The 19,310-nt window shown below is 68.9% G+C and carries 24 protein-coding genes; 8 read left to right on the top strand and 16 right to left on the bottom strand.

All coding sequences use genetic code 11. From position 1 onward, the window contains the following. Positions 1 to 9 precede the first annotated feature (9 nt). Complete coding sequence (locus ACFWF2_RS13745; protein WP_379307796.1) at positions 10 to 753, bottom strand: hypothetical protein; 744 nt, start codon at positions 751 to 753, stop codon at positions 10 to 12. A gap of 92 nt (positions 754 to 845) precedes the next feature. Here ACFWF2_RS13745 and ACFWF2_RS13740 point away from each other — a divergent pair, with 92 nt between their 5' ends. Both ACFWF2_RS13740 and ACFWF2_RS13735 read left to right on the top strand, forming a co-directional pair. Beyond that, positions 846 to 1,571 (top strand): NAD-dependent deacetylase, encoded by a 726-nt coding sequence (locus ACFWF2_RS13740; protein WP_379307795.1) that lies wholly within the window; start codon positions 846 to 848, stop codon positions 1,569 to 1,571. Positions 1,572 to 1,615: 44 nt separating this feature from the next. Further along, positions 1,616 to 2,272, top strand: a complete 657-nt coding sequence (locus ACFWF2_RS13735) for a type II CAAX prenyl endopeptidase Rce1 family protein (protein ID WP_379307794.1) — start codon at positions 1,616 to 1,618, stop codon at positions 2,270 to 2,272. 51 nt (positions 2,273 to 2,323) lie between these two features. Here the strand turns inward: ACFWF2_RS13735 and ACFWF2_RS13730 are convergent, their stop codons facing one another. After that, positions 2,324 to 3,208 (bottom strand): NAD(P)-dependent oxidoreductase, encoded by an 885-nt coding sequence (locus tag ACFWF2_RS13730; RefSeq protein WP_379307793.1) that lies wholly within the window; start codon positions 3,206 to 3,208, stop codon positions 2,324 to 2,326. Positions 3,209 to 3,258: 50 nt separating this feature from the next. Here ACFWF2_RS13730 and ACFWF2_RS13725 point away from each other — a divergent pair, with 50 nt between their 5' ends. Further along, positions 3,259 to 3,666, top strand: coding sequence for a MerR family transcriptional regulator (locus tag ACFWF2_RS13725; RefSeq protein ID WP_379307792.1), 408 nt, complete (start codon positions 3,259 to 3,261; stop codon positions 3,664 to 3,666). On the opposite strand, the gene ACFWF2_RS13720 is transcribed toward ACFWF2_RS13725, so the two are convergent. The 5 genes from ACFWF2_RS13720 to ACFWF2_RS13700 all read right to left on the bottom strand — a co-directional run bounded on the left by ACFWF2_RS13720 (position 3,621) and on the right by ACFWF2_RS13700 (position 7,623). Next, on the bottom strand, positions 3,621 to 4,088 hold the full coding sequence (locus ACFWF2_RS13720) for a DUF5990 family protein (RefSeq protein ID WP_379307797.1): 468 nt from the start codon (positions 4,086 to 4,088) through the stop codon (positions 3,621 to 3,623). The two genes, ACFWF2_RS13725 and ACFWF2_RS13720, sit on opposite strands and share 46 nt — an antisense overlap. Positions 4,089 to 4,130: 42 nt before the next feature. Further along, positions 4,131 to 5,618: a hypothetical protein gene (locus ACFWF2_RS13715; protein WP_379307791.1), complete on the bottom strand. Its 1,488-nt coding sequence runs from the start codon at positions 5,616 to 5,618 to the stop codon at positions 4,131 to 4,133. Between the two features lie 90 nt (positions 5,619 to 5,708). Beyond that, positions 5,709 to 5,900 (bottom strand): hypothetical protein, encoded by a 192-nt coding sequence (locus tag ACFWF2_RS13710; protein ID WP_379307790.1) that lies wholly within the window; start codon positions 5,898 to 5,900, stop codon positions 5,709 to 5,711. Between the two features lie 42 nt (positions 5,901 to 5,942). After that, positions 5,943 to 7,199, bottom strand: coding sequence for an MFS transporter (locus tag ACFWF2_RS13705; protein ID WP_379307789.1), 1,257 nt, complete (start codon positions 7,197 to 7,199; stop codon positions 5,943 to 5,945). 49 nt (positions 7,200 to 7,248) lie between these two features. Then, positions 7,249 to 7,623, bottom strand: coding sequence for a nitroreductase family deazaflavin-dependent oxidoreductase (locus tag ACFWF2_RS13700; protein WP_379307788.1), 375 nt, complete (start codon positions 7,621 to 7,623; stop codon positions 7,249 to 7,251). 102 nt (positions 7,624 to 7,725) lie between these two features. Here ACFWF2_RS13700 and ACFWF2_RS13695 point away from each other — a divergent pair, with 102 nt between their 5' ends. Then, on the top strand, positions 7,726 to 8,373 hold the full coding sequence (locus ACFWF2_RS13695; RefSeq protein ID WP_379307787.1) for a TetR/AcrR family transcriptional regulator: 648 nt from the start codon (positions 7,726 to 7,728) through the stop codon (positions 8,371 to 8,373). Positions 8,374 to 8,429: 56 nt separating this feature from the next. On the opposite strand, the gene ACFWF2_RS13690 is transcribed toward ACFWF2_RS13695, so the two are convergent. The 5 genes from ACFWF2_RS13690 to ACFWF2_RS13670 form a co-directional block, all read right to left on the bottom strand. Next, positions 8,430 to 8,732 (bottom strand): hypothetical protein, encoded by a 303-nt coding sequence (locus tag ACFWF2_RS13690; RefSeq protein ID WP_189028937.1) that lies wholly within the window; start codon positions 8,730 to 8,732, stop codon positions 8,430 to 8,432. A gap of 76 nt (positions 8,733 to 8,808) precedes the next feature. Beyond that, positions 8,809 to 9,342: a DUF4334 domain-containing protein gene (locus ACFWF2_RS13685; protein ID WP_379307786.1), complete on the bottom strand. Its 534-nt coding sequence runs from the start codon at positions 9,340 to 9,342 to the stop codon at positions 8,809 to 8,811. A gap of 20 nt (positions 9,343 to 9,362) precedes the next feature. Then, positions 9,363 to 11,027, bottom strand: a complete 1,665-nt coding sequence (locus tag ACFWF2_RS13680) for a GMC oxidoreductase (protein WP_379307785.1) — start codon at positions 11,025 to 11,027, stop codon at positions 9,363 to 9,365. Beyond that, positions 11,024 to 12,472: a flavin-containing monooxygenase gene (locus tag ACFWF2_RS13675; protein WP_379307784.1), complete on the bottom strand. Its 1,449-nt coding sequence runs from the start codon at positions 12,470 to 12,472 to the stop codon at positions 11,024 to 11,026. The genes ACFWF2_RS13680 and ACFWF2_RS13675 overlap by 4 nt, the downstream gene beginning before the upstream one ends. Then, positions 12,469 to 13,269, bottom strand: a complete 801-nt coding sequence (locus ACFWF2_RS13670; RefSeq protein WP_379307783.1) for an alpha/beta fold hydrolase — start codon at positions 13,267 to 13,269, stop codon at positions 12,469 to 12,471. The genes ACFWF2_RS13675 and ACFWF2_RS13670 overlap by 4 nt, the downstream gene beginning before the upstream one ends. A 141-nt stretch (positions 13,270 to 13,410) precedes the next feature. On the opposite strand from ACFWF2_RS13670, the gene ACFWF2_RS13665 reads away from it, so the two are divergent. Next, the gene (locus tag ACFWF2_RS13665; protein ID WP_379307782.1) at positions 13,411 to 14,070 is read left to right on the top strand and encodes a TetR/AcrR family transcriptional regulator; all 660 of its coding nucleotides are present in this window, start codon (positions 13,411 to 13,413) and stop codon (positions 14,068 to 14,070) included. A gap of 12 nt (positions 14,071 to 14,082) precedes the next feature. On the opposite strand, the gene ACFWF2_RS13660 is transcribed toward ACFWF2_RS13665, so the two are convergent. Genes ACFWF2_RS13660 through ACFWF2_RS13650 form a run of 3 tightly spaced genes read right to left on the bottom strand, consistent with a single transcriptional unit; the run spans position 14,083 to position 16,311 of the window. Further along, on the bottom strand, positions 14,083 to 14,721 hold the full coding sequence (locus tag ACFWF2_RS13660) for a TetR/AcrR family transcriptional regulator (RefSeq protein ID WP_379307781.1): 639 nt from the start codon (positions 14,719 to 14,721) through the stop codon (positions 14,083 to 14,085). Between the two features lie 31 nt (positions 14,722 to 14,752). Further along, positions 14,753 to 15,841, bottom strand: a complete 1,089-nt coding sequence (locus ACFWF2_RS13655; RefSeq protein WP_379307780.1) for an NAD(P)-dependent alcohol dehydrogenase — start codon at positions 15,839 to 15,841, stop codon at positions 14,753 to 14,755. Continuing rightward, complete coding sequence (locus tag ACFWF2_RS13650) at positions 15,841 to 16,311, bottom strand: DUF4334 domain-containing protein (protein ID WP_379307779.1); 471 nt, start codon at positions 16,309 to 16,311, stop codon at positions 15,841 to 15,843. The genes ACFWF2_RS13655 and ACFWF2_RS13650 overlap by 1 nt, the downstream gene beginning before the upstream one ends. A 93-nt stretch (positions 16,312 to 16,404) precedes the next feature. Between ACFWF2_RS13650 and ACFWF2_RS13645 the strand changes: the two genes are divergently transcribed. Further along, positions 16,405 to 16,968 (top strand): TetR family transcriptional regulator, encoded by a 564-nt coding sequence (locus ACFWF2_RS13645; RefSeq protein WP_379307778.1) that lies wholly within the window; start codon positions 16,405 to 16,407, stop codon positions 16,966 to 16,968. Between the two features lie 20 nt (positions 16,969 to 16,988). Further along, positions 16,989 to 17,615 carry a VanZ family protein gene (locus tag ACFWF2_RS13640; protein WP_379307777.1) on the top strand — a complete coding sequence of 209 codons (627 nt, stop codon included), beginning with the start codon at positions 16,989 to 16,991 and terminating at the stop codon, positions 17,613 to 17,615. Here the strand turns inward: ACFWF2_RS13640 and ACFWF2_RS13635 are convergent. After that, positions 17,565 to 18,236, bottom strand: coding sequence for a TetR/AcrR family transcriptional regulator (locus ACFWF2_RS13635; protein WP_379307776.1), 672 nt, complete (start codon positions 18,234 to 18,236; stop codon positions 17,565 to 17,567). The genes ACFWF2_RS13640 and ACFWF2_RS13635 overlap by 51 nt on opposite strands. 118 nt (positions 18,237 to 18,354) lie before the next feature. Here ACFWF2_RS13635 and ACFWF2_RS13630 point away from each other — a divergent pair, with 118 nt between their 5' ends. Beyond that, positions 18,355 to 19,281 (top strand): oxygenase MpaB family protein, encoded by a 927-nt coding sequence (locus ACFWF2_RS13630; protein ID WP_379307775.1) that lies wholly within the window; start codon positions 18,355 to 18,357, stop codon positions 19,279 to 19,281. The last annotated feature ends 29 nt before the right edge of the window (positions 19,282 to 19,310 follow it).

Genomic DNA, 19,310 nt, shown 5'->3' with positions numbered 1-19,310 from the left:
GTTCCTGAGTCAGCGCACCAGCATCACCCGGTGTGCCGCGGTCAGCAGCATCGCCAGCTCGTCGCGCTCGCCGGTGTCGAGGACCTCGAAACAGGGGGCGATGAGCTCGTCGGTCAGCGCCTCGGCGGCGTCCCAGCGCGCCCGCATCCCGTCGGTGACCTCCTCGAACGGTTCGGACCAGCCGAGCAGGCGCGCGTGGGTCGGGCCGTCCGACATCGGTGAGCCCGCGATCAGGATCGCCTGCAGCGGGGTCAGCCCGTTGGCGGTCACGGCGATGAAATGCAGACCGCCGCGCAGTTCCCGCAGGACGTGGCTCACCTGCACGAGCGCTGCCCTGCCGTCGCCGGGCAGCGGCATCGCGCGCCAGCCGGCGAACAACGGCAGCCCCGCCGAGGGCGCTGCGTCGACGACGCGGCCCAGCAGTTCGGCGAGGCGACCGGCGTCGGCCTCGTCGAAGTCGGCGAGCTTGCGGCGCCCGAAGTCGTGACAGGCGGCCAGGTAGGCCGCGGCCGCGTCGGCGGCGGGCATCGGCACCGATTCCCATGCGGCACGGACGCATCCGGGTTCGAAGAAGCCGAAGGCCGCCGAGACCACATCGGCGTCGACGTCACCGAGGACGCCGCCGCGCCCGCGCGTGTAGGTGCCGTGGAATCCGGGCACCCCGACCGTGTTCCCGAAGTCCCTGACCTCGCGCGAGAGCATGAACGCCCCACCGAGTTCGAGCACCTGCTGTTTGACCGCTGTCGCCGTCATCGTCTGCCACCTTCCGCTGTGTGCGTCCTCTAGGCAGACTTTAGCGTGCAATAGCCAGATTGGGCAGCCCCCAGCTGGCCTACGCTGAACTCATGAACGGCCGACCCCTCGTGGCGATCCTGTCCGGCGCCGGTGTCTCCACCGACAGCGGCATCCCCGACTATCGCGGGCCGAACGGCTTGTGGCAGCGCGATCCCGACGCCGAGAAACTGGTCACCTACGACTACTACATGCGTGACCCCGACATCCGCCGCCGCTCCTGGCTCATGCGCGGCGAACATCCGGCCTGGCGCGCCCGGCCCAATGCCGCGCATCTGGCCGTCACCGCCTTGGCCGACGCCGGGGTGGCGGTGCGGGTGATCACCCAGAACGTCGACGGGCTGCACCAGCTCGCCGGTCTGCCCGACCGCAAGGTCCTGGAACTGCACGGCAATGCCCGCGCGGTGGTCTGCACGGCGTGCGAGGACCGCACAACCACCGAGGCAGCGCTGGAGCGGATCGCGGCGGGCGAGGACGATCCGGCGTGCCTGCGCTGCGGCGGCATCCTCAAGACCGCGACGGTCATGTTCGGTCAAGCGCTGGATCCGGAGGTCCTCGGACAGGCGATGACGATCGCGCAGGCATGCACGGTGTTCATCGCCGTCGGCACGAGCTTGCAGGTTCAGCCCGCCGCGTCGCTGGCAGGCATCGCCGCCGAGCACAGGGCGCGGCTGATCATCGTCAATGCCGAGCCGACGCCCTACGACGCACTCGCCGACGAGGTGATCCGCGAGCCCATCGGCACGGCGCTACCCGCGCTGCTGGCCACCCTCGCCTGACTCGTCGCAGGCGCGATCCCGGCGCCGCGGCTAGTCTTGGGGGCATGACCGTCGATACCGGCCTCGGTAGCCGGAAGACTTGGCTCACAGTCGAATTCGCCGGATTGTTCTTCGGGGTCGCCGGCGCGTACGCGGTGTTTCTGCGCGGTGTCCGCCCGCTGCCGTTCCTGTTGGTCGTGGCCGGGTGTGCGGTGGTGTATCTGTGCCGGACCGGGTTCGACCGTCGTGATTTCTGGCGGGCCGATGCGCTGCGCGGCGCGTTGCCCGGCATGCTCGGGTTGTGGGCGGTGGCCGCGCTCGTGCTCGGTGTCGCGGTCGCGGTGCTGCGCCCGGATTCCCTGTTCGATCTGCCGCGGGAACGCCCGCTGCTCTGGCTGCTGGTGATGGTGTTCTATCCGCTGGTCAGCGTGTATCCGCAGGAATTGTTGTTCCGCGCCTTTCTGTTCCACCGCTATGCGCCGGTGTTCGGTGACGGTGTCCGGATGGTCGCGGCCAGTGCGGCCGCGTTCGGGTTCGTGCATCTGATGTTCGGCAGCTGGTTGTCGGTGGCGCTGAGCGCGGCCGCCGGAGTGCTGTTCGCCGAACGCTACCGCCGCACCCGTTCCCTGCTGACCGTCTCGGTCGAGCACGCGCTCTACGGCTGTCTCGTGTTCACCATCGGCCTCGGCGACTTCTTCTACCACGGCGCCGCGACGGCGTGACCCGCGAATCGGTGTGCCGCCCAGTCGCTGTGGGCGGCACACCGGCCACGGTCAGCTGTCGTATGGCTTGGAGAATTCCTCGATGAGCACCGGATACTGCTCGCCGCCGTGTCCGGCGGAGATCGACCGGTCGGCCATCGCCTTGATCAGCCTCGGCAGCTCGGCGTTGACACCGAGTGCCTCGCTTTCCTCGACCAGGTGTGCCATCGCCCGCGCATCGGTCGCCAGCGCCGACACCTCGGCGGGAAACTCCCCGCGGTCGATCTGCTCGGCATAGCCGGGCAGCCACTCGGCGACGCCGGTGGCGATCAGCTGCGCGAACGGCGCATAGGTCGCGGCGTCGACACCGGCGGTCCGCAGCATCGCGGTGCCCTGCAGCCAGGCGTTGAGCACGCTCCACATCATGGCCAGGCCCGCCACGTCGTACAGGGACGCGAGCCCGTGGTCGGCGCCCAGATAGCTGACGCCACCGAGCGCTTCGAGTGTCGGCCGGTGTGCGTCGAAGTCCGCTTGCGGCCCGCTGTGCAGGATCACGGCCTCGGCGGTTCCGATCGTCGACGGGATCGCCATGATGGCGCCGTCGAGGTAGCGGACGCCGCGCTGCTCGGCCCACCGCGCGGCTTCCCTGGCCTGCGCCGAATCGCCCGAGGTCAGGTTGACAACGGTCGTTCCGTCGAGGGGGACATCGCTGGTGCCGAGCAGTTCGCGCACTGCTGTGTAGTCGGTGACGCAGACGATGGTCAGCGGACTCGCTGCGAGCGCGGCACCGATCGTCGGCGCCAGTCGCGCACCTCGGGACACCAGGTCCTCGGCCTTGGCGCCGGTGCGGTTCCAGACGGTGGTGGGATGCCCGGCGGCGAGGTAGGCGCCGGCCAGTGCCTGGCCCATCAGGCCGAGCCCGATGACGGTCACAGGTGTGTCGGTGGTGTTGTTCATGGGAGCATCGTCAACGTTGATACCGGTGTGAAGGTCAAGTGAGGGATTCGATGCGAATCGGGGAACTGAGTCATCGGACGGGCGTCAACGCCCATCAGCTGCGCTATTACGAGGCCCAGGGACTACTCGAGGCCGACCGCAGCGCCAACGGCTATCGCGACTACCCCGAGCATTCCGTGCTGCGGGTGACCCAGATCCGGCACCTGCTCGGTGCGGGCCTGTCCTCGGAAGACATCGCCTACCTGCTGCCCTGCGCCCAAGGCGAAGTCCCCGAGCTGCCCGGCTGCCCCGAGCTCCTGGCGGCCATGCGGTCACGGATGCAGCGCCTCACCGACCAGATCGAGCGGCTCGCGCGGTCCCGCGACGCGTTGGCCGCCTATATCGCGGCGGCCGAGCAGACCGGCGGTGACAGCTATCCCCCGTTCGACGGTGCCGACCGCGAAGCTGTTCCCGCCTGAGATGCCGCGGTCCACCGGATGGCCCGTGGTTTCACCCTCGCGCACACCGGGTTTCCGGTGGCGTCGGTCAGGCCGAGCCTGGCTTCGAGGACACCGGACACCGTCGCCGCGGCCATGACCTCGGTGGGCACGTCGGCGAGCATCAGCTTCGCCCGGCGGAACATCGCGAATGTTCCGGCGTCGTCGACGGTGCCCCAGCTGAGGTAGACGAACCGGGCACCGGGGCCACCCTGCACATAGGGTCCGCGCACATCGGCGCCGTCGACCGAGCACTCCAGTGTCCAGGTGACCGAGTCCGCGTCACCGCGCTGTAGATCGAGCAGTTCCTCCGGCCGGTTCCTGCGTTGCACGCCGACATGGATGTTCGTGTATGCCGGGGCGCCGGCGGGTTGGCAGGATGAGCCGGGCAACCCGGTTCCCACGATGCGGATCAGCACCAGCCCATCCTCCCGCACAGGCGCGGCTCACGGCTGGAACTGCGTCGCCCCGATCCGCAGCAACGACCAGACCAGCAGTGCGCCGACACCGATCGTAAGGAACACGATTATCGGAAGATCGCCGTCGTCACGGGTTTTCGTGATGATCTTCACCGCGCCCGATTCGATGAACAACGCCAGCACGAGCACCGCGTTCACCGCCACCGCGGCCCACATCGCGCCGGGCTGATACGCCAAATAGCCCAGGATCCAGCCGAACAGCAACGTGATCGGCAGCCCGAGCAACATCCAGCCGAAGCCGAGGACCACCAGGTTCTCCCCGTGCGCCTTCGGATCGGTCTCGGCCATGTCGTCCAGCGATGCACCGGCTACCGGGCGGACCCGGCCGATCTGCACGACGGCATGCCCGAGGCAGGCCACCGCGCACGCGATGACCAGGGCGAAGTAGCCGTCGGCTGGGTCGAGCGGTGGTTCCGACGCCCATCGCATCGGCAGCCACCCGGCCCACACCATCAGTACGACCGCCGCCAGGGCGGATCGTCGCGCCCGCAGCCTTTTCCGCGCATACCCGTCCGGAAACAGGCGCTTCTCGCGCCCGTACAGCCAGCCTGCCCACAGCGGCGCCAGGACACCGACGACGACGGTGAGCCAGCGCCACTGCGCGGGAGCCAGGAACATCGACACCATCGCGAGCAGCCAGCTCACCACCGCGATCAGCACCGCGGGGCGGGCGATGGCCATCCACAGCGTGTCGGCGCGAGCGCGCACCGCCACCATGGGGTCGGGCTCCGGAACCGGTGGCGGGACAGCGCGTTCCGATTCCCACAGGTCGGCCGTCATCTCGTGGGACGGCTGCTCCCACTCCCCCTCGAACGCCGATCCCGGACACAGCACGGGACTGGCGTCGTCGCGATAGTCGTAGTCGACATCCACCTCGCCGTAGGTGCGCATCCGCTCCATGCGCGTGGTGATCGCCAGCCCGTGCCAGGGCTCGTCGCAGTGCGGGTTCGGACAGTCCGGATAGGTCGGATCGTCGTAGTCGTACCCGACCTGCGGCTCGCCGTCGCGCAGGCTCTGCTCGACGAGTTCATCGATCTCGTCGAGCAGCCGCCGCACCGGTTCCTCGACCGTGACATGTTCGGCGACAACAGGTTCCGGCGCGACACCGCCCGCCGACACCACGGCGTAGTCGACCTCCCCGGCCTCGGCCTCCACCACCTCGATCGACGCCGGCCGCCGCCGGACCCGGCGAAACCACAAGTGCCGCACCAGCACCGCGTGTGCGGTGCCACCGACCATCAGCAGGAACAAGCTGATGTCGAACACAGTCTCGTGTGTCCGGGACGTCCACAGCGCCAGGGCCAACAACCCCAGATACCCGAGTGCGGCGCCCGCCACCGGCCACGACCGGGCCCGCACCGCCAGGACCGTGAACAGCGCCCATGTCAGGAAACCGATCGAGAGCAGCGGTACGAAGGACACGACCCAGCTCGAGCCCCTGAGTACGGTCGACACGACAATCCCCCCACTGCCCGAACATGATCCGCCGATCCTAGGGTCGGCCCCGCACCGAGTCCAGGCGTTTCGCGGACACCGAGCTCCCGTCTATGACCTGAGTTCGGGAGCTACCGGCTCGGTGGAACGGCGCCGGTCCCGGACGACGAGGACCACGGCGGCAACGGACCAGATGATGCCGTAGGCGACGGCACGCATCGGGCTCCAGTTGGTGATCAGCAGCAGGACAGCGACGCCACCGAGCAAGCCGAGCAACCGCGGGGTGTTCGCTTGACCTTTCATGCGGCAGATCATCGCACGGCTCCCGGTCCCATCGCTGGTCAGTCAGCCGTCGATCTGAGCGTCGACGGGGCGAACCTCGTCCCGCACCCGCGAGCGGCGGGTACTCCACGCCAACGCCGGGACGATGAGCAGCGCGATCGCCGCGCCGAGGTAGGCCAGGCCGGGGAAGTCGGCAGCCGCGACGATCAGCCCGGATCCCAGGCCGCCGCCCGCCCCCGCGATGGCGATGCCGACGTCGACGGTGCCCTGGGTGCGGGCGCGGGTCGCGACCGGGGTGGCGTCGGCGATCATCGTGGTGCCCGCGACGAGGCCCAGATTCCAGCCGAGGCCGAGCAGGCCGAGCGCGGCGGCCAGCGCGATCACCGAACTCGGCGGGGCCAGCGCCGCGGCCAGCCCCGCCGCGACCAAGGTGGCTGCCGCGGCCACGGCGACCAGCCCGGCGCCGAACCGGTCGACGAGCAGGCCCGACAGCAGCGACGGCAGATACATCCCGGCGACGTGCACCGCGATGACGAAGCCCGCGGCACCGACACCGTGACCGTGCTGCTGCATGTGGATCGGCGTCATCGTCATCACCGCCGCCATGACCAGCTGGGTCACCACCATCACCGTCGCCCCGGCCACGATCGGCCCCGACCATGTCTTCGCGGGGAGCGTCCCAGCCGACTCGGCGGGTTCTTCCGACACGGCGATGCGGCGGGCGAGCACGAGCGGGTCCGGCCGCAACAGCACCCACAGCACGATCCCGGCGACCAGATACGCCGCACCCGACAACACGAAAGGCCCTGACAGCGGCGGAATTCCCCACGCCGTGGCCAGATCTGCCATCGGGTGCAGCAGATTCGGACCGACGACCGCGCCGACCGTGGTCGCGACGAGAACCGTGCTGATCGCGCGCGCCCGGTGCGCCGGGGTGGCGAGGTCGGCGCCGGCGTAGCGGGCTTGCAAGCTTGTCGCCGTGCCCGCACCGTAGACCAGCAACGACGCGAACAGCACCGCGATGCTCCCGGTGACCGCCGCGACGACAACCCCGAAACTGCCGAGCGCACCGATCAGATAGCCGAAGGTCAGCCCGGCTCGGCGTCCGGCGCGCTGCGAGATCCGCCCGACCGCGACCGCGGCTGCCGCAGACCCGACGGTGAACATCGCACTGGGCAACCCGGCCAGTCCGGTCGACCCGAGCATGTCCTGTGCCAGCAGCGCGCCGACGGTGATGCCGGCGGCCAGGCCCGCTCCACTGAATATCTGGGCGGCCACGAGCACCGTGAGAGTGCGCCGCTGGGCGGGATGTTCGCTCATGATCGTCAACACTGCGCCAAAGATGGACAGTGGTCCAATCGGTTTCGGATCAGGGCTCGACGAGGTCCATCCGCAGGAACTCGGTGATGCGCAGCAGCTTGGGTGGGCGCGCCACATCGTCGGCGAGTGCCTGGAACGCCTCGGTTTCCCCGATGACGACGGGTGCGGCGAGTTCCACCTCGTGCCCGTCGATCAGCAGCCGGGCACCTCCGGCGGCGAGGACGTTGCGCACCCAGTCCGAGCCCGACCCGTACACCAGCACGAACACGTAACCACCGTCGACGGGGTAGGCGTCCAGCGGCGTCTGATACATCGTTCCGGACGACCGCCCGACATGGGTCAGGACCGGCCACTTCCCGCCCTTCACGGCACGCGGATTGAACACCCGCTTGTTGATGTGGCCCCACCACCGTGGCATCGGCATCGGGCTCTCCTCACTGTGACAACCAGCGCTTCTTACACTCGTAAGGCTGCCTTACGCATGTAAGCTTGTCAACACTGTGTTGCCAGCACCATGGAGCCGCCGATGACCGCCCGACCACCCCTGAGCCGAACGCGCGTGCTCGACGCCGCCATCCGGGTAGCCGATCGCGGCGGCGTCGAAGCGATCACGATGCGACGGGTGGCCCAGGAGCTGGGTGTCGAGGCCATGTCGCTGTACCACCACGTCCCGAACAAGGACGCGATTCTCGACGGCGTGATCGACGCCGTGTTCTCGGCAATCGACCTACCCGGCCCCGACGGCACCGACTGGCGCGACGCGATCCGCGTCCGCGCCGCCTCCGCGCGCACAGTCCTGTCCCAGCACACCTGGGCGCTCGGCCTGATGGACTCGCGCCGCAACCCCGGCCCGGCGACGCTGCGCCACCACGACGCCGTCCTCGGCGTCCTGCGCACGGCCGGGTTCTCGCTGCCGATGGCGGCCCACGCCATCTCACTCATCGACAGCTACGTCGGCGGCTACGTCCTCCAGGAGACAGCTTTGCCGATCACCACACCCGACGACGTCGAAGAACTCGCGGGCGGCATCCTCGACACCCTGCCCACCGGCGAACTGCCCTATCTCGCCGAAATGATCGTCGACCACGCCCTGCGACCGGGCTACGACCACACCACCGAATTCGCCTACGGCCTCGACCTGATCCTGGACGCGCTCGAATCCCGCCGGACCTGACCCACGACTATCGCCCGGGCAGACGGTGCTGCCCGGGCGAGGACCAGCCGGTCACCTCAGTGGCCGCCCGGGTCACTCAGGTGCAGTCCCTCACCGAGCTTGATCCGGCGATGCTCCGCGAGCACGATCATCACTCCCGACAGCAAGCACACGCCACAGATCAGGCCTGCGATCACTGCCCACCCGACGAAGCCGGATCCCGCGGCGGTCAGCGTCGCGGCGAGAAAGACGATGCCGACACCGATGAGGAACAGTCCGGGCCAGTTGAGCGAGTCCTGGATGGACTCACCCGCGTGGGAACGGAACGTGCGCTCGGTATCGGGGAACTTGTGTACATGCGGATCGTGGTGTGTAGCCATGGCCTGCCGTCCTTTCGACCAGCCGTTCCATATCTCATGAGTACCCCCGATCGTGGCCGAGCACCACCCCTGACCGTCAGTCGCGGGCCAGGACGAAGAAGTACGGCTCCGGCATGTCACGGAAGTCCATCAAACCGAGCACGGTGTCGTCGTCGATCCGGCGGAAGACGTCGACGATCGGCAGATGGTCGTAGACCATCGCCGCCGTCACGACCCCACGGTGCTCGACCCCGCGCAACCGCGCCCGGTACCTGCGCGTGCGCAGCGCGGGCCCGAGCACCCCGAGCAGGCCACGCACACGCTCGACGAGCGTGTGCGGCACCTTGTCGGCGATTCCGAGTGGCACCTTTTTCGGGTCGACGGCGAAGATCTCACCCGCGGGGTCACAGAACAGCAGCGGATGGACGCTGTCGAGGCCGTCGAACTGTTTGCCGTACCAGCCCGACGCCGCGAGCAGCCCGTCGAGAGGGTGGCCGGTGGCCAGTTCGCGCCCGTGCCAGCGGCCGGTGAGCTCGGTCGCCGACACGGGCGGGAGGCTGTCGAACAGCGCCAGCGCCGCGTCCCGGTTACAGGCGGGTTCGAGGAGGGTGAGCTGAGCAGTGGCGGTCATGGATTCCTCTTTCGGACAGGTCAGGCGGGCAGGCGCAGCGCGCCGGGCGCGGTCGCGGGCACCGCGGGCTGGGCAGGGGCGACCGGGCTGATCCGCCGGTAGGCAGCACCGAGGTCGGGTCGCGGATCCTCCTCGCCCTTGTTGGGCCAGAACGCCATCGCCCGTTCGGCCTGCGCGGTGATGGTGAGCGACGGGTTCACGCCGAGGTTCGCGGTGATGGCGCTGCCGTCGGCGACGTGCAAACCCGGGTAGCCGTAGACCCGCTGGTAGGGATCGATCACCCCGGTCTCGTGGGAGTCGCCGATCGTGCAGCCGCCGATGTAGTGGGCGGTCGCGGGGATGTTGAAGATGTCGGTGGCGACATTGCCGCTGATGCCGTCGATCTCGGAGGCGTACTTGCGGGCGATGTCGTGCGCCAGCGGAATCCACGCCGGATTCGGTTCCCCACTGCCCTGTTTGGTGACCAGCCTGCGCCCCTTCAGATACGAGGTGAGCGAGTTGTCCAGTGACTGCATGACGAGCAGGATCACCGACCGGTCCGAGGCGCCGTGCGCGTTCTGCGAGCGCAGGAACTGCACCGGATGCAGCAGGATCGTCAGCAGCAGCCGCAGGAACCGGAACGCCCCGCCGTCGACCATCGGCACCGTCTGCAGGAACAGCGCGTTCTGCCCCGACCCGTAGGTGCACACCTCCACGTGGGTGTGCGGTTCGGGGTGGATGGAGGAGGTGATCGCCACGCCCTGGGCGAAGTCCTTGCGGGACTTGCTGGTGACGCCGATGATCGCCTCGGAATTGCTGCGGGTCAGCTCGCCGACGCGCGGCGACAGCTGCGGCAGGGTGCCGTCGGCGCGCAGCTTGTGCAACAGCTTCTGGGTGCCGAGCGCGGCCGCGGCGAAGACCACCTGCTGCGCGGTGAACGTGCGCCGCTCCTTACGCAACCAGCCGTTGGACGCGACGGTCTCGACCCGGTACCCGCCGGTGCCGTCGGGCGCCACCGAGGTGACCGTGGTCAGCGGATGCACCTGCGCGCCACGGCTTTCCGCGAGATGCAGGTAGTTGACCGTCGTCGTGTTCTTCGCGTTGTGCTTGCAGCCGGTGAAACAATCCGAGCAGTGGATGCAGCCCGCGCGGCGCGGTCCGGCGCCACCGAAATAGGGGTCCTCGACCTCGGTGCCCTCTTTGCCCTCGTTGAAGAAGACCCCGACCTGGGTGCGGTGGAAGGTGTCGGCGACGTTCAGTCCGCGCGCGACGTCCAGCAGCACTTCGTCTTTCGGGCCGAGCCGCGGGTTCTCGACGACGCCGAGCATCCGCTTGGCCTGGTCGTAGTAGGGCGCCAGCTCGCTCTTCCAGTCGGTGATGTGCGCCCACGCGCGGTCGCGGTAGAACTCGGGCAGCGGCTCGTAGAGCGTGTTGCCGTAGATCAGCGAACCACCGCCGACACCGGAACCGCTGAACACCAGGCACTTGCCGAGCACGCTGATCCGCTGCGGCCCGGTCAGCCCGAGGCGCGGCGCCCAGATGGCCTTGGGAATGTTCCAGTTGGTCTTGGGGTAGTCCTCGGCGTTCCAGCGCCTGCCGGATTCGAGAACACCCACCCGGTAACCTTTTTCGGTCAGGCGCAGCGCGGTCACGCTGCCGCCGAATCCGGAGCCGACGACAATCACGTCGTAGTCGTACGCAGTCATGCAGAGATCACCTCGTAGTCGGCGGGGTCGAACCGCGCCTGCTTCTTGTATTGGAATCCGAGCAGTGGCCAGTTGGTGGTGATCCGGCCGTCGGCCTGCCGATACCAGGACGTGCACTGGCTCCACACGCTGCCCGACAGCCGTGCCTGGATCTGCGCGTCGTAGGCCTGTTCCACCTCCGGACGCACCGTCAGCGGTTTCCCGGTCGCAGCGAGATGGGCGACGTAGTCGCCGAGGTACGCGGCCTGCGCCTCGAGGAAGTAGATGATCGAGCCGCCACCGGTATTGGTGTTGGGTCCGTACATGATGAACAGGTTCGGGAACCTCGGCACCGTCATGCCGTAGTAGGCGTGCGCCCCGGTTTTCCACTCCTGCGCCAGCGGGAGACCTTCCGCGCCGGTGATCGTCATCGGCGCCAGGAACTCGGTCGACTTGAACCCGGTACCCCAGATGATGACGTCGACGTCGTGTTCGCGTCCGTCGGAGGTGCGCACCCCCTCCGGGGTGATCCCGGTGATCTTCTCGCTGGTCACCTCGACATTCGGCTCGGTCAGGGCAGGCAGATAACTGTCGGAGAACAGGATCCGCTTACAACCGATCGGATAGTCGGGCCACACCTGCTCGAACAAGCCGGGCTTGGCCTTGGTCTGTCTGCGCATGTGCGCCTTGGACCACGACTTGACCACGGCGGCAGCCATGGTGGAGTAGACCCAGGCGAAGCTGAGGCCCTCGGTCACGCCGTACCAGGTGCCACGTTCGGCGAGCGCTGTCACCGGCAGTTTCTCGAACACCCGATGGTGCAACGGCGAGAACTCGCGGTCGGGGCGCGGGATGATGTAGGGCGCGCTGCGCTGGAAGACGGTCAGTTTCGCGACCTTGGGCTGAATCTCGGGAACGAACTGGATCGCGCTCGCGCCGGTGCCGATCACCGCGACCCGTTTGCCGGTCAGGTCGAGGTCGTGATTCCACTCGGCGGAGTGGAAACTGTCCCCCGCGAAGGAGTCCCGGCCCTCGATGGCGGGCAGCGCGGGTCGCGAGAGCTGGCCGACCGCCGACACCACGACATCGACGACCACGGTGTCCCCGGTGCTCAACCGCACGGTCCACATGCCGGTCGCGTCGTCGTACTCCGCGGCGGTGACCTCGGTGCCGAAGCGGATGTGGCGGCGCACATCGTATTTGTCGGTGACGTTGCGGATGTAGTCCAGAATCGCCGGCTGCCGCGAGAACCGGTGCGGCCAGCGCGGATTCGGTTCGAACGAGTACGAGTAGAACGGCGAGGGCACATCGCAGGCGGCCCCGGGATAGGTGTTCTCCCGCCAGACGCCGCCGACGTCGGCGGCCTTCTCGAACACGACGATGTCGTCGAAGCCCCGCTTCTTCAGCGCGATGACAGCGGCGAGCCCGCCGAAACCGCTTCCGATGACCGCGATCGACGGTGTCATGAGGCCCTCCGGTTGTCGAGGATGGTCCGAGTGCACAGCTGCGGGTCGTCGCTGAACGGCAGGTGCCCGCAGCCGGGTAGATCCAGGTGCCGTGCGAACGGCAGGACTTCCCGCGCGCGAGCGCTCTGGGTGCGATGGATGAGCACCACGTCGCGGGTACCCCAGGCGATCGTCACCGGGATATCGCGCAGTGCCCCAGGGTCGTCGTCGGGATCGAGGAGGTAGGTGGCGAAGTCGTCGCGCGCGGCGGTGAACGAGGTCGCGCCCGCCAGGCCTGCCAGCGCGCCGCGTGCGGCGTCGGGGTCGACGCGCGTCGGGCGACCGAACATGACCGACAGCAGCGCGGCCCGGCCGAGACGATGCCCGACCGCGCGGTCGAGCCCCGGACCCGCCGACCGCGCCGCGGCCCGCATCGCGGTCAGCGAGCCCTGGACCCAACGCAGGCCCGGCTTGCCGTAGAAGCCGACGGGCGAGAACGCGGTGACGGCGGAGGCGACGCCGGCGCGGCCCAGTTCGATGCCGACACCGCCGCCCATCGAGCTCCCGACGACGTGGGGACGTCGAATCTCGTTGTCGCGCAGCCATTGCGCGAGCCAGCTCGCGTATCCGCGTGGTCCGGGCCGGATGCCGGGCAGCGGTGGTGAGGCGCCGAATCCGGGGAGGTCGACGGCGATCACCTCGTGCTGTTCGGCCAGCAGGTCGATGACCGGCGCGAAGATCTGCCAGCGGCTGCCGAGTCCGTGCACGAGCACGAGCGGCGAGCCGGTGCCCCGGCGAACATGAGAGATCTGCGTCATCGCAGCCCTTCATCCAGAAGAAACAGTTACTGCGTACGGTTTGTTGATTGCACCAGGTCATTGCTGCTGCGTCAATAGGCAATCGGACAACAAGACGCGCGGGATCGCCAATCTTTACCGTCACGGCGTACGATTTCTCGGGTGACCGTGCAACAACCGCGCCGTACCCAGGCGCAACGCCGTGCCTCCACCAGGGCCCTGATCCTCGACTGCACCGCGCAATGCCTGCTCGAACGCGGCTACGCGGCGACCACCGTCAGCGCCGTCCAAGAACGCGCCGGTCTCGCGCGCGGCACCGTGCAGCACCATTTCCCCACCCGTACCGAACTGCTCATCGCGGCCACCACCCGCGTCGTCGACCTGCGGCTCGAACAGTTCCGCCGCGAGGCCGAACTCCTGCCGCCGGGCCGCGACCGGCTGCAATCGGTCGTCGACCTGGCCTGGCGCGACCTCAACAGCCCCGCCTTCTTCACCGCGCTCGACCTGTGGGTCGCGGCACGCACCGACGCCGAACTGCGCGAGCGCCTCGTCCACGAGGAACGCCGCGTGTTCACCGAGATGCGCAGGCTCTACCTCGACGTCGTCGGCGAACCGTACGCCTCCGATCCGCGCGCCGAGATCCTCGTCGAATTCACCATCGACCTGCTGACCGGCCTGTCCATGACGGCCATGCTCACCGGGACGCTCGGTGAGCGCGAAGCGGTCGTGCGCCGCTGGAAGCGCGCACTCGCCGTCCTGATCGGCAGGCTGCCCAGCGACGAGCTGCTCGACGGCAGCCCACTGCCCGCGGTCGCCAGCTGAGCGGGCCCCGCGTCAGCTGATCCCGGACAAGCCGTTCCAGCACAGCGCGACCGTCGTCGCCACGGCATCACGCTTGGGGATCGGACGGCCCGTGTCCAGCCACTGCCGGGCCGCCAGATGGCTGGCCCCGACGACACCGAACGCACACGTGTACGCCCGCGCGTCGTCCATGCCCGCCGCCCGCAACTCGGCACTGACCAGCACCGCGCACTCGCCGAACGCGTGCCGCGAGCGCCAGCGCACGCTGGGTTCACTGGGCACCGGCGACTCGAAGATCAGGACGTGGCCGTCCGGGTCCTCGTCGACGAAGTCGAAATAGGCCCGCACCGCGCGACGCACCTTGTCCTCCTGCCCGGTGGCACCGGCCAGCGCATCACGGATACCGCGCACCATCCGGTCCAGATGGTGTTGCAGGACAGCCAGATACAGATCCAGCTTGTTCGCGTAGAGGGTGTAGATGACCGGCTTGCTCATCCCGGCCCGCGCGCTGATCTGATCCATGCTCGCGCCGTGATAGCCGTGCGCGACGAACACCTCGCGCGCCGCGTTCAACGCAGCCAGGAGCCGTTCCGCGCGGGCCGCGACAGTGCCGCCGCCGGACCCGTCGGCGTCGTCCTCGGAAAGCAGGATGTCGCTGTGCAGGACTGTCATGACACCAGCCCTCCTTCGCAGAGTCGTTCGGTCACCATGTCAGCACCGGCTTCACCACGCGCCCGGCCCGCTGATCGGCCAGCGCGGCAGCGATCTCGGTGTGCGGATAGCGGCCGATGAGCCGCTCGACCGGGAACCGGCCGCTCGCGTGCAGCTCGAGCAGGTGCGGAATGAAGGTGGCGGGCACGCTGTCGCCTTCGAGGCACCCGCGAATGGTCTTGCCGCGCAACACGATGTCACTGACATCCACCGGCGGGGCACCCGCACCGAGCCCGACCGCGACCACCGTCGCCCCGGTGGTCAGCGCCGCCACCGCGTCCGCCAACACCGCAGGGACACCCGTGGTGTCCAGCGCGTGGGTCACCCCACCGCCGGTGAGGTCACGAATCCGCGGCACCGTCGGCCCCTCGGCCGAATCCAGCGCCACCTCGGCACCCAGCTCGAGCGCGAGTTCCCGCCGCGCAGCCGACGTCTCGACCACCACCACCCGCACCCCGGCCACGGTGCGCGCGGCCAGCAGCGCGGCCATCCCGACCGCGCCCGCGCCGTACACCGCCAGCCAGGCGCCCGATTCGGGACGCAAAGCATTGAGGACCGCGCCCGCGCCGGTCTGGAATCCGCACCCGAACGGCGCGGCCGCCGCAAGGTCGATCGCGGGATCGACGACGATGGTGTTGTCCTCGGTCGTCAGCGCGTAGCCGGCGAAACTCGACTGGCCGAAGAATCCGTCCAGCACCGGAGAGCCGTCGCGCAGCACGCGCGGTGCGTCGTGGGCGCGGCGCCCGAACTGGTTGAGCGCGACCGAGCGATGACAGTAGGCGGGGCGACCGGCCAGGCAGGTCGCGCACGCGCCGCAATGGCGGAAGGTCAGCACCACATGATCGCCGGGCGAGACCGTGCCCACGCCGGACCCGACCGCGGCCACCACACCGGCGCCCTCGTGGCCGAGCAGGATCGGCCGGTCCGCGGCGCCCGCGCGCCGGGTCACCAGGTCGGTGTGACAGATCCCGGCGGCGGCGATCCGCACCAGGATCTCCCCGGCCCGTGGTTCGTCGATCTCGACCGGCTCGATCGAGAACGCCGCGGACGGGTCGCGCGACAGGACCGCCGTTGTCCGCATCAGGACACCCGTTCCAGCAGGAAGTAGAAGTATTCGCCGCGGGAGAGCACCAATTCCGGGCGACCGTTCATGATGCCCATCAGGGTCCGCTCGTCGAGCCACTTGAAATGGTCGAACACGGCGCGTCCGTCGTAGACCATCGTCGCGGTGACCTCGCCGCGGAACTCGATGTTCCACAGGGTCGCCTCGCCCTGTCCCAGTTCGACATTCGAGAACAGGGTGCCGTCCTCGGCGCGGCAGATCAGCGGTTTGGCATCGTCGAGGGCCAGGAAGGTCTTGCCGTACCAGCGGCTGGCGGGCAGCGCACGGCACAGCGGGTGCCCGGTCTGGAACGCGCCGCCGCGCCATTCGCCGAGGATGTCCTCGGCGCGGGCAGGCCGTAGCCGGGTCCAGAGCGCGTCCAGTTCCGCGGTGGAGACGCCGTCGGTCTCGTCCCGCAGTTGCTGCCAGCGTGGCTTGTCCGCGCCCATGGTGTCCTCGTCTCGCCGTTTTCAGAACCATCCGGTTCCAGAACGGACCATAGTTCCGAACCAGATGGTTCGGCAAGAGGTACGATCCGCCTCATGCGGGCAGCGGGTGAGGCGACCAGGGAACGAATACTCGCCGCCGCGAAGGCCGAGTTCGCCGAATTCGGCATCGCCGGAGCCAGGATCAACCGCATCGCGGCCGCCGCCAACGCCAGCAAAGACCGGCTCTACGCCTACTTCCCCGGCAAGAACGAGCTCTACGTGGCCGTCACCGAGCGCTGGACCAGCCAAACGGCCGTCGAAACCGCCCTGAGCGCCGACGACCTCCCCGCCTATGTCGGCCGGCTCTTCGACCACTTCGTCGCCCACCCCGACAACGCGCGCCTGCAGGCCTGGTCCGACCTCGAACCGGCGGGCACCTTCTTCGGCGCCATCCTGCGCGACACGATCGACGCGAAACTCACCGAACTGCGCCGAGGACAACGCGAAGGGCTGATCACCGCCGACATCCCGGCCTCGATCCTGCTCCGCATGCTGTCCGACCTCGCCCGCACCAACGCGATGCAGGCCAGGTTCGCCGCCGAGAAGGGCGACAACGACCAACTGGCGACGCGCCGCGCGGCAACCGTCTGCGCCGCCACCCGCATTGTCGCTCCCTGAACGCCACTATTGTGGGCGCAGTGGGGAGCGTATGGGATTCGTGGGGGCACGTACTGACCGTCTGGGCGCTGGCCGTTCCGACGGTCCTGGCCACCACTGTCCTGCTGGTGCGCCGACGAATCGGTTCGGGAACGCCGCGGCGAATCGCACTCAGGCACTCGATCGCCGAAGTCGGCATCCTGACCGCGACGTTGCCGTGGGTCTGGATGATTCTCACGCCTACCACCGGCGAACGAGCCGTCAGCCTGGTGCCTCTGCGAGACCTGGCCGACACCCTGAGCGCTGCGCCGACCACCGCCCTCGTGCAGGTCGGCGCCAATCTCGTGCTGTTCGTCCCCCTGGGTTTCCTTCTCCCCCTGCGATTTCCCCGACTCTCGGGTGCCCTCCGGATGACCGGTGTCGGAGCGCTGCTGTCGGCCACGCTCGAGGTCGCCCAGTACGTCCTCGACCTGGGCCGGGTCTCCTCGGTGGACGACGTCCTCATGAATGCGGCGGGTGCGGGAGTCGGCGCACTCCTCGCCACCGTCCACGTCGCCCGCAGGGAATCCAGGTATTCGCACAGTGATCGAGTGCTGACCCAGCTCGAGTCGGTGACCTCAGTGGGCGGGCGTCGCGCGGGGGCTTTCGGTGCGCGGGACCTGGAGTAGCTGCCGGGCGATGAGGTCGGTGAGGTGTTCGCGCGTGGTGTCGAATTCCCCGCGCATCCACGCCGCCACCAGCTCCAGGGTGCCACTGACCACGACGTAGGCCGACATCGCCGAGTCGAGCAGGTCGTCCGAGGAATCCGGAAGGAGTTCCCGGGCGACCGCGGCCATCGCTGCGGCGATCGAGTGCTGGGTGGACAGCCGCGCGGCTTGCAATGCTTCGGTGCTGTGGGCAGTCAGCAGCAGCGCGTGCCTGCGTGGGTCGGCGATCAGGAACCCCAGCGCGGCGTCGGCGGCGGCATGAACCTGACTGTGGATGTCGGGGGCCGCCGCGCGGGTGGCCGCGACGACAGTGGCGATGCCTTCGGTGGTGAGTTCGTCGACCAGCGCCGACAGCAGGGTGTCGCGGTCGGTGAACTGCTCGTAGAAGTAGCGATCGTTGAGACGCGCGCGCGTGCAGACCGCCCGTTTGGTGACCGCGGGCGCGCCGCCCTCGGCAAGCAGGTCGAGTGCCGCGTCGAACAGTGCGGCACGACGCCGGGCCCGCCGCTCGTCGGCGGCCACCCCCGCGTAGGCGCGCGGTGTCGCCGTGCCGCCGGAGGACTCACCCATGCTCTTGACCATCCCACCATTCTGGTGCACTCTGACACCATACGAGTTTTTGGTGCCGCCCGGCACCAGATTGATGCCCAGGCGTCGATCGGGCTCGCATGTACTCGACGCTGGAACAAAGGAGTTCCCGATGACCTGCCCCGTGCCACACATCACCGAATCGACCGCACCCGAACACCTTTCCGGTGCCGTCGCACGATTCGAGCGAGTGGGCGGATCAGTGCTGTTCGGCCTGTTCGCGGTAGGCCTGTTCGATCAGCCGATGCTGCCGCCGGTCTCGGCCGCACTGGAAGCCACCGGACGTTCACGGAATCAGCCGTGGGCACGAGCGGTCCGCACCGCCGCCGCCGACCAGCTCATCTACCACGGCGAAGACCCCGAACGCGCCGCCGAAGCCCAGCGGCTCATGGTGCTGCACCGCGATGTCAAAGGCATCGGCCCGGACGGCGAACGGTACTCCGCACTCAACCCGCAGGCATGGAACTGGATCCTGTACTCGGCGTTCTTCGTGCAGCGCGGCGCCTACATCGCCCTCACCGGCACCGAACCCACACCCGCCGAGAATCAGGCGATCTGGGACCACTACCGGCACAAGACCGACGGCCTGCACCTGCCCGGCAAGTCCCGGCCGATCGAGGACTACACCGACCTGGTCGCCCACTACGAGCGCATGGCCGCCGACGAACTCCGCTCCACCCCCGCACTCGCCGCCGCCACCGCCTCGGTCCGGCAGGCGCCGCTACCGGACTTCCTCCCTGCCGTGGCAGGCCCGCTGTGGTGGCTGGGATCCCCGATATTCAGCCATGTCGTGATGGTGCTCGGCTGCGGCATCATGCATCCCGACGTACGCGCCCGCATGCCCATCACCTGGACCCGCCGCCACGACCGGGAATTCACGGCGATCACCGCCGTGCTGCGCGTCGCCTTCGACCGGCTGCCCGCCTCGGTCACCGATTCCCCGATGGCCCGCAACCGGCGCAAGTACCGCAAGCTGGTGACGCAGTATCGCGAGGTCGGACTGACCTCGTTCGCGCCGGACCCCGCCGTCAGGTCGTGAGCGACAGGGCCGAATCAGGCCCTGTTGAC

Origin of the sequence: Nocardia sp. NPDC060259, assembly GCF_042728775.1 — a bacterium.
Lineage (GTDB): Bacteria > Actinomycetota > Actinomycetes > Mycobacteriales > Mycobacteriaceae > Nocardia.
Note: the sequence above shows the minus strand (reverse complement) of the source record. Positions and strands in the feature narration are given on the sequence as shown.

Coding starts and splice junctions, on each gene's coding strand:
- ACFWF2_RS13645 (WP_379307778.1), top strand. CDS start 16,405: ATGCGGGCAGCGGGTGAGGCGACCAGGGAACGAATACTCGCCGCCGCG.
- ACFWF2_RS13695 (WP_379307787.1), top strand. CDS start 7,726: ATGACCGCCCGACCACCCCTGAGCCGAACGCGCGTGCTCGACGCCGCC.
- ACFWF2_RS13725 (WP_379307792.1), top strand. CDS start 3,259: ATGCGAATCGGGGAACTGAGTCATCGGACGGGCGTCAACGCCCATCAG.
- ACFWF2_RS13735 (WP_379307794.1), top strand. CDS start 1,616: ATGACCGTCGATACCGGCCTCGGTAGCCGGAAGACTTGGCTCACAGTC.
- ACFWF2_RS13710 (WP_379307790.1), bottom strand. CDS start 5,900: ATGAAAGGTCAAGCGAACACCCCGCGGTTGCTCGGCTTGCTCGGTGGC.
- ACFWF2_RS13670 (WP_379307783.1), bottom strand. CDS start 13,269: ATGACGCAGATCTCTCATGTTCGCCGGGGCACCGGCTCGCCGCTCGTG.
- ACFWF2_RS13705 (WP_379307789.1), bottom strand. CDS start 7,199: ATGAGCGAACATCCCGCCCAGCGGCGCACTCTCACGGTGCTCGTGGCC.
- ACFWF2_RS13700 (WP_379307788.1), bottom strand. CDS start 7,623: ATGCCGATGCCACGGTGGTGGGGCCACATCAACAAGCGGGTGTTCAAT.
- ACFWF2_RS13685 (WP_379307786.1), bottom strand. CDS start 9,342: ATGACCGCCACTGCTCAGCTCACCCTCCTCGAACCCGCCTGTAACCGG.
- ACFWF2_RS13740 (WP_379307795.1), top strand. CDS start 846: ATGAACGGCCGACCCCTCGTGGCGATCCTGTCCGGCGCCGGTGTCTCC.
- ACFWF2_RS13655 (WP_379307780.1), bottom strand. CDS start 15,841: ATGCGGACAACGGCGGTCCTGTCGCGCGACCCGTCCGCGGCGTTCTCG.
- ACFWF2_RS13730 (WP_379307793.1), bottom strand. CDS start 3,208: ATGAACAACACCACCGACACACCTGTGACCGTCATCGGGCTCGGCCTG.
- ACFWF2_RS13675 (WP_379307784.1), bottom strand. CDS start 12,472: ATGACACCGTCGATCGCGGTCATCGGAAGCGGTTTCGGCGGGCTCGCC.
- ACFWF2_RS13680 (WP_379307785.1), bottom strand. CDS start 11,027: ATGACTGCGTACGACTACGACGTGATTGTCGTCGGCTCCGGATTCGGC.
- ACFWF2_RS13690 (WP_189028937.1), bottom strand. CDS start 8,732: ATGGCTACACACCACGATCCGCATGTACACAAGTTCCCCGATACCGAG.
- ACFWF2_RS13630 (WP_379307775.1), top strand. CDS start 18,355: ATGACCTGCCCCGTGCCACACATCACCGAATCGACCGCACCCGAACAC.
- ACFWF2_RS13745 (WP_379307796.1), bottom strand. CDS start 753: ATGACGGCGACAGCGGTCAAACAGCAGGTGCTCGAACTCGGTGGGGCG.
- ACFWF2_RS13650 (WP_379307779.1), bottom strand. CDS start 16,311: ATGGGCGCGGACAAGCCACGCTGGCAGCAACTGCGGGACGAGACCGAC.
- ACFWF2_RS13660 (WP_379307781.1), bottom strand. CDS start 14,721: ATGACAGTCCTGCACAGCGACATCCTGCTTTCCGAGGACGACGCCGAC.
- ACFWF2_RS13635 (WP_379307776.1), bottom strand. CDS start 18,236: ATGGTCAAGAGCATGGGTGAGTCCTCCGGCGGCACGGCGACACCGCGC.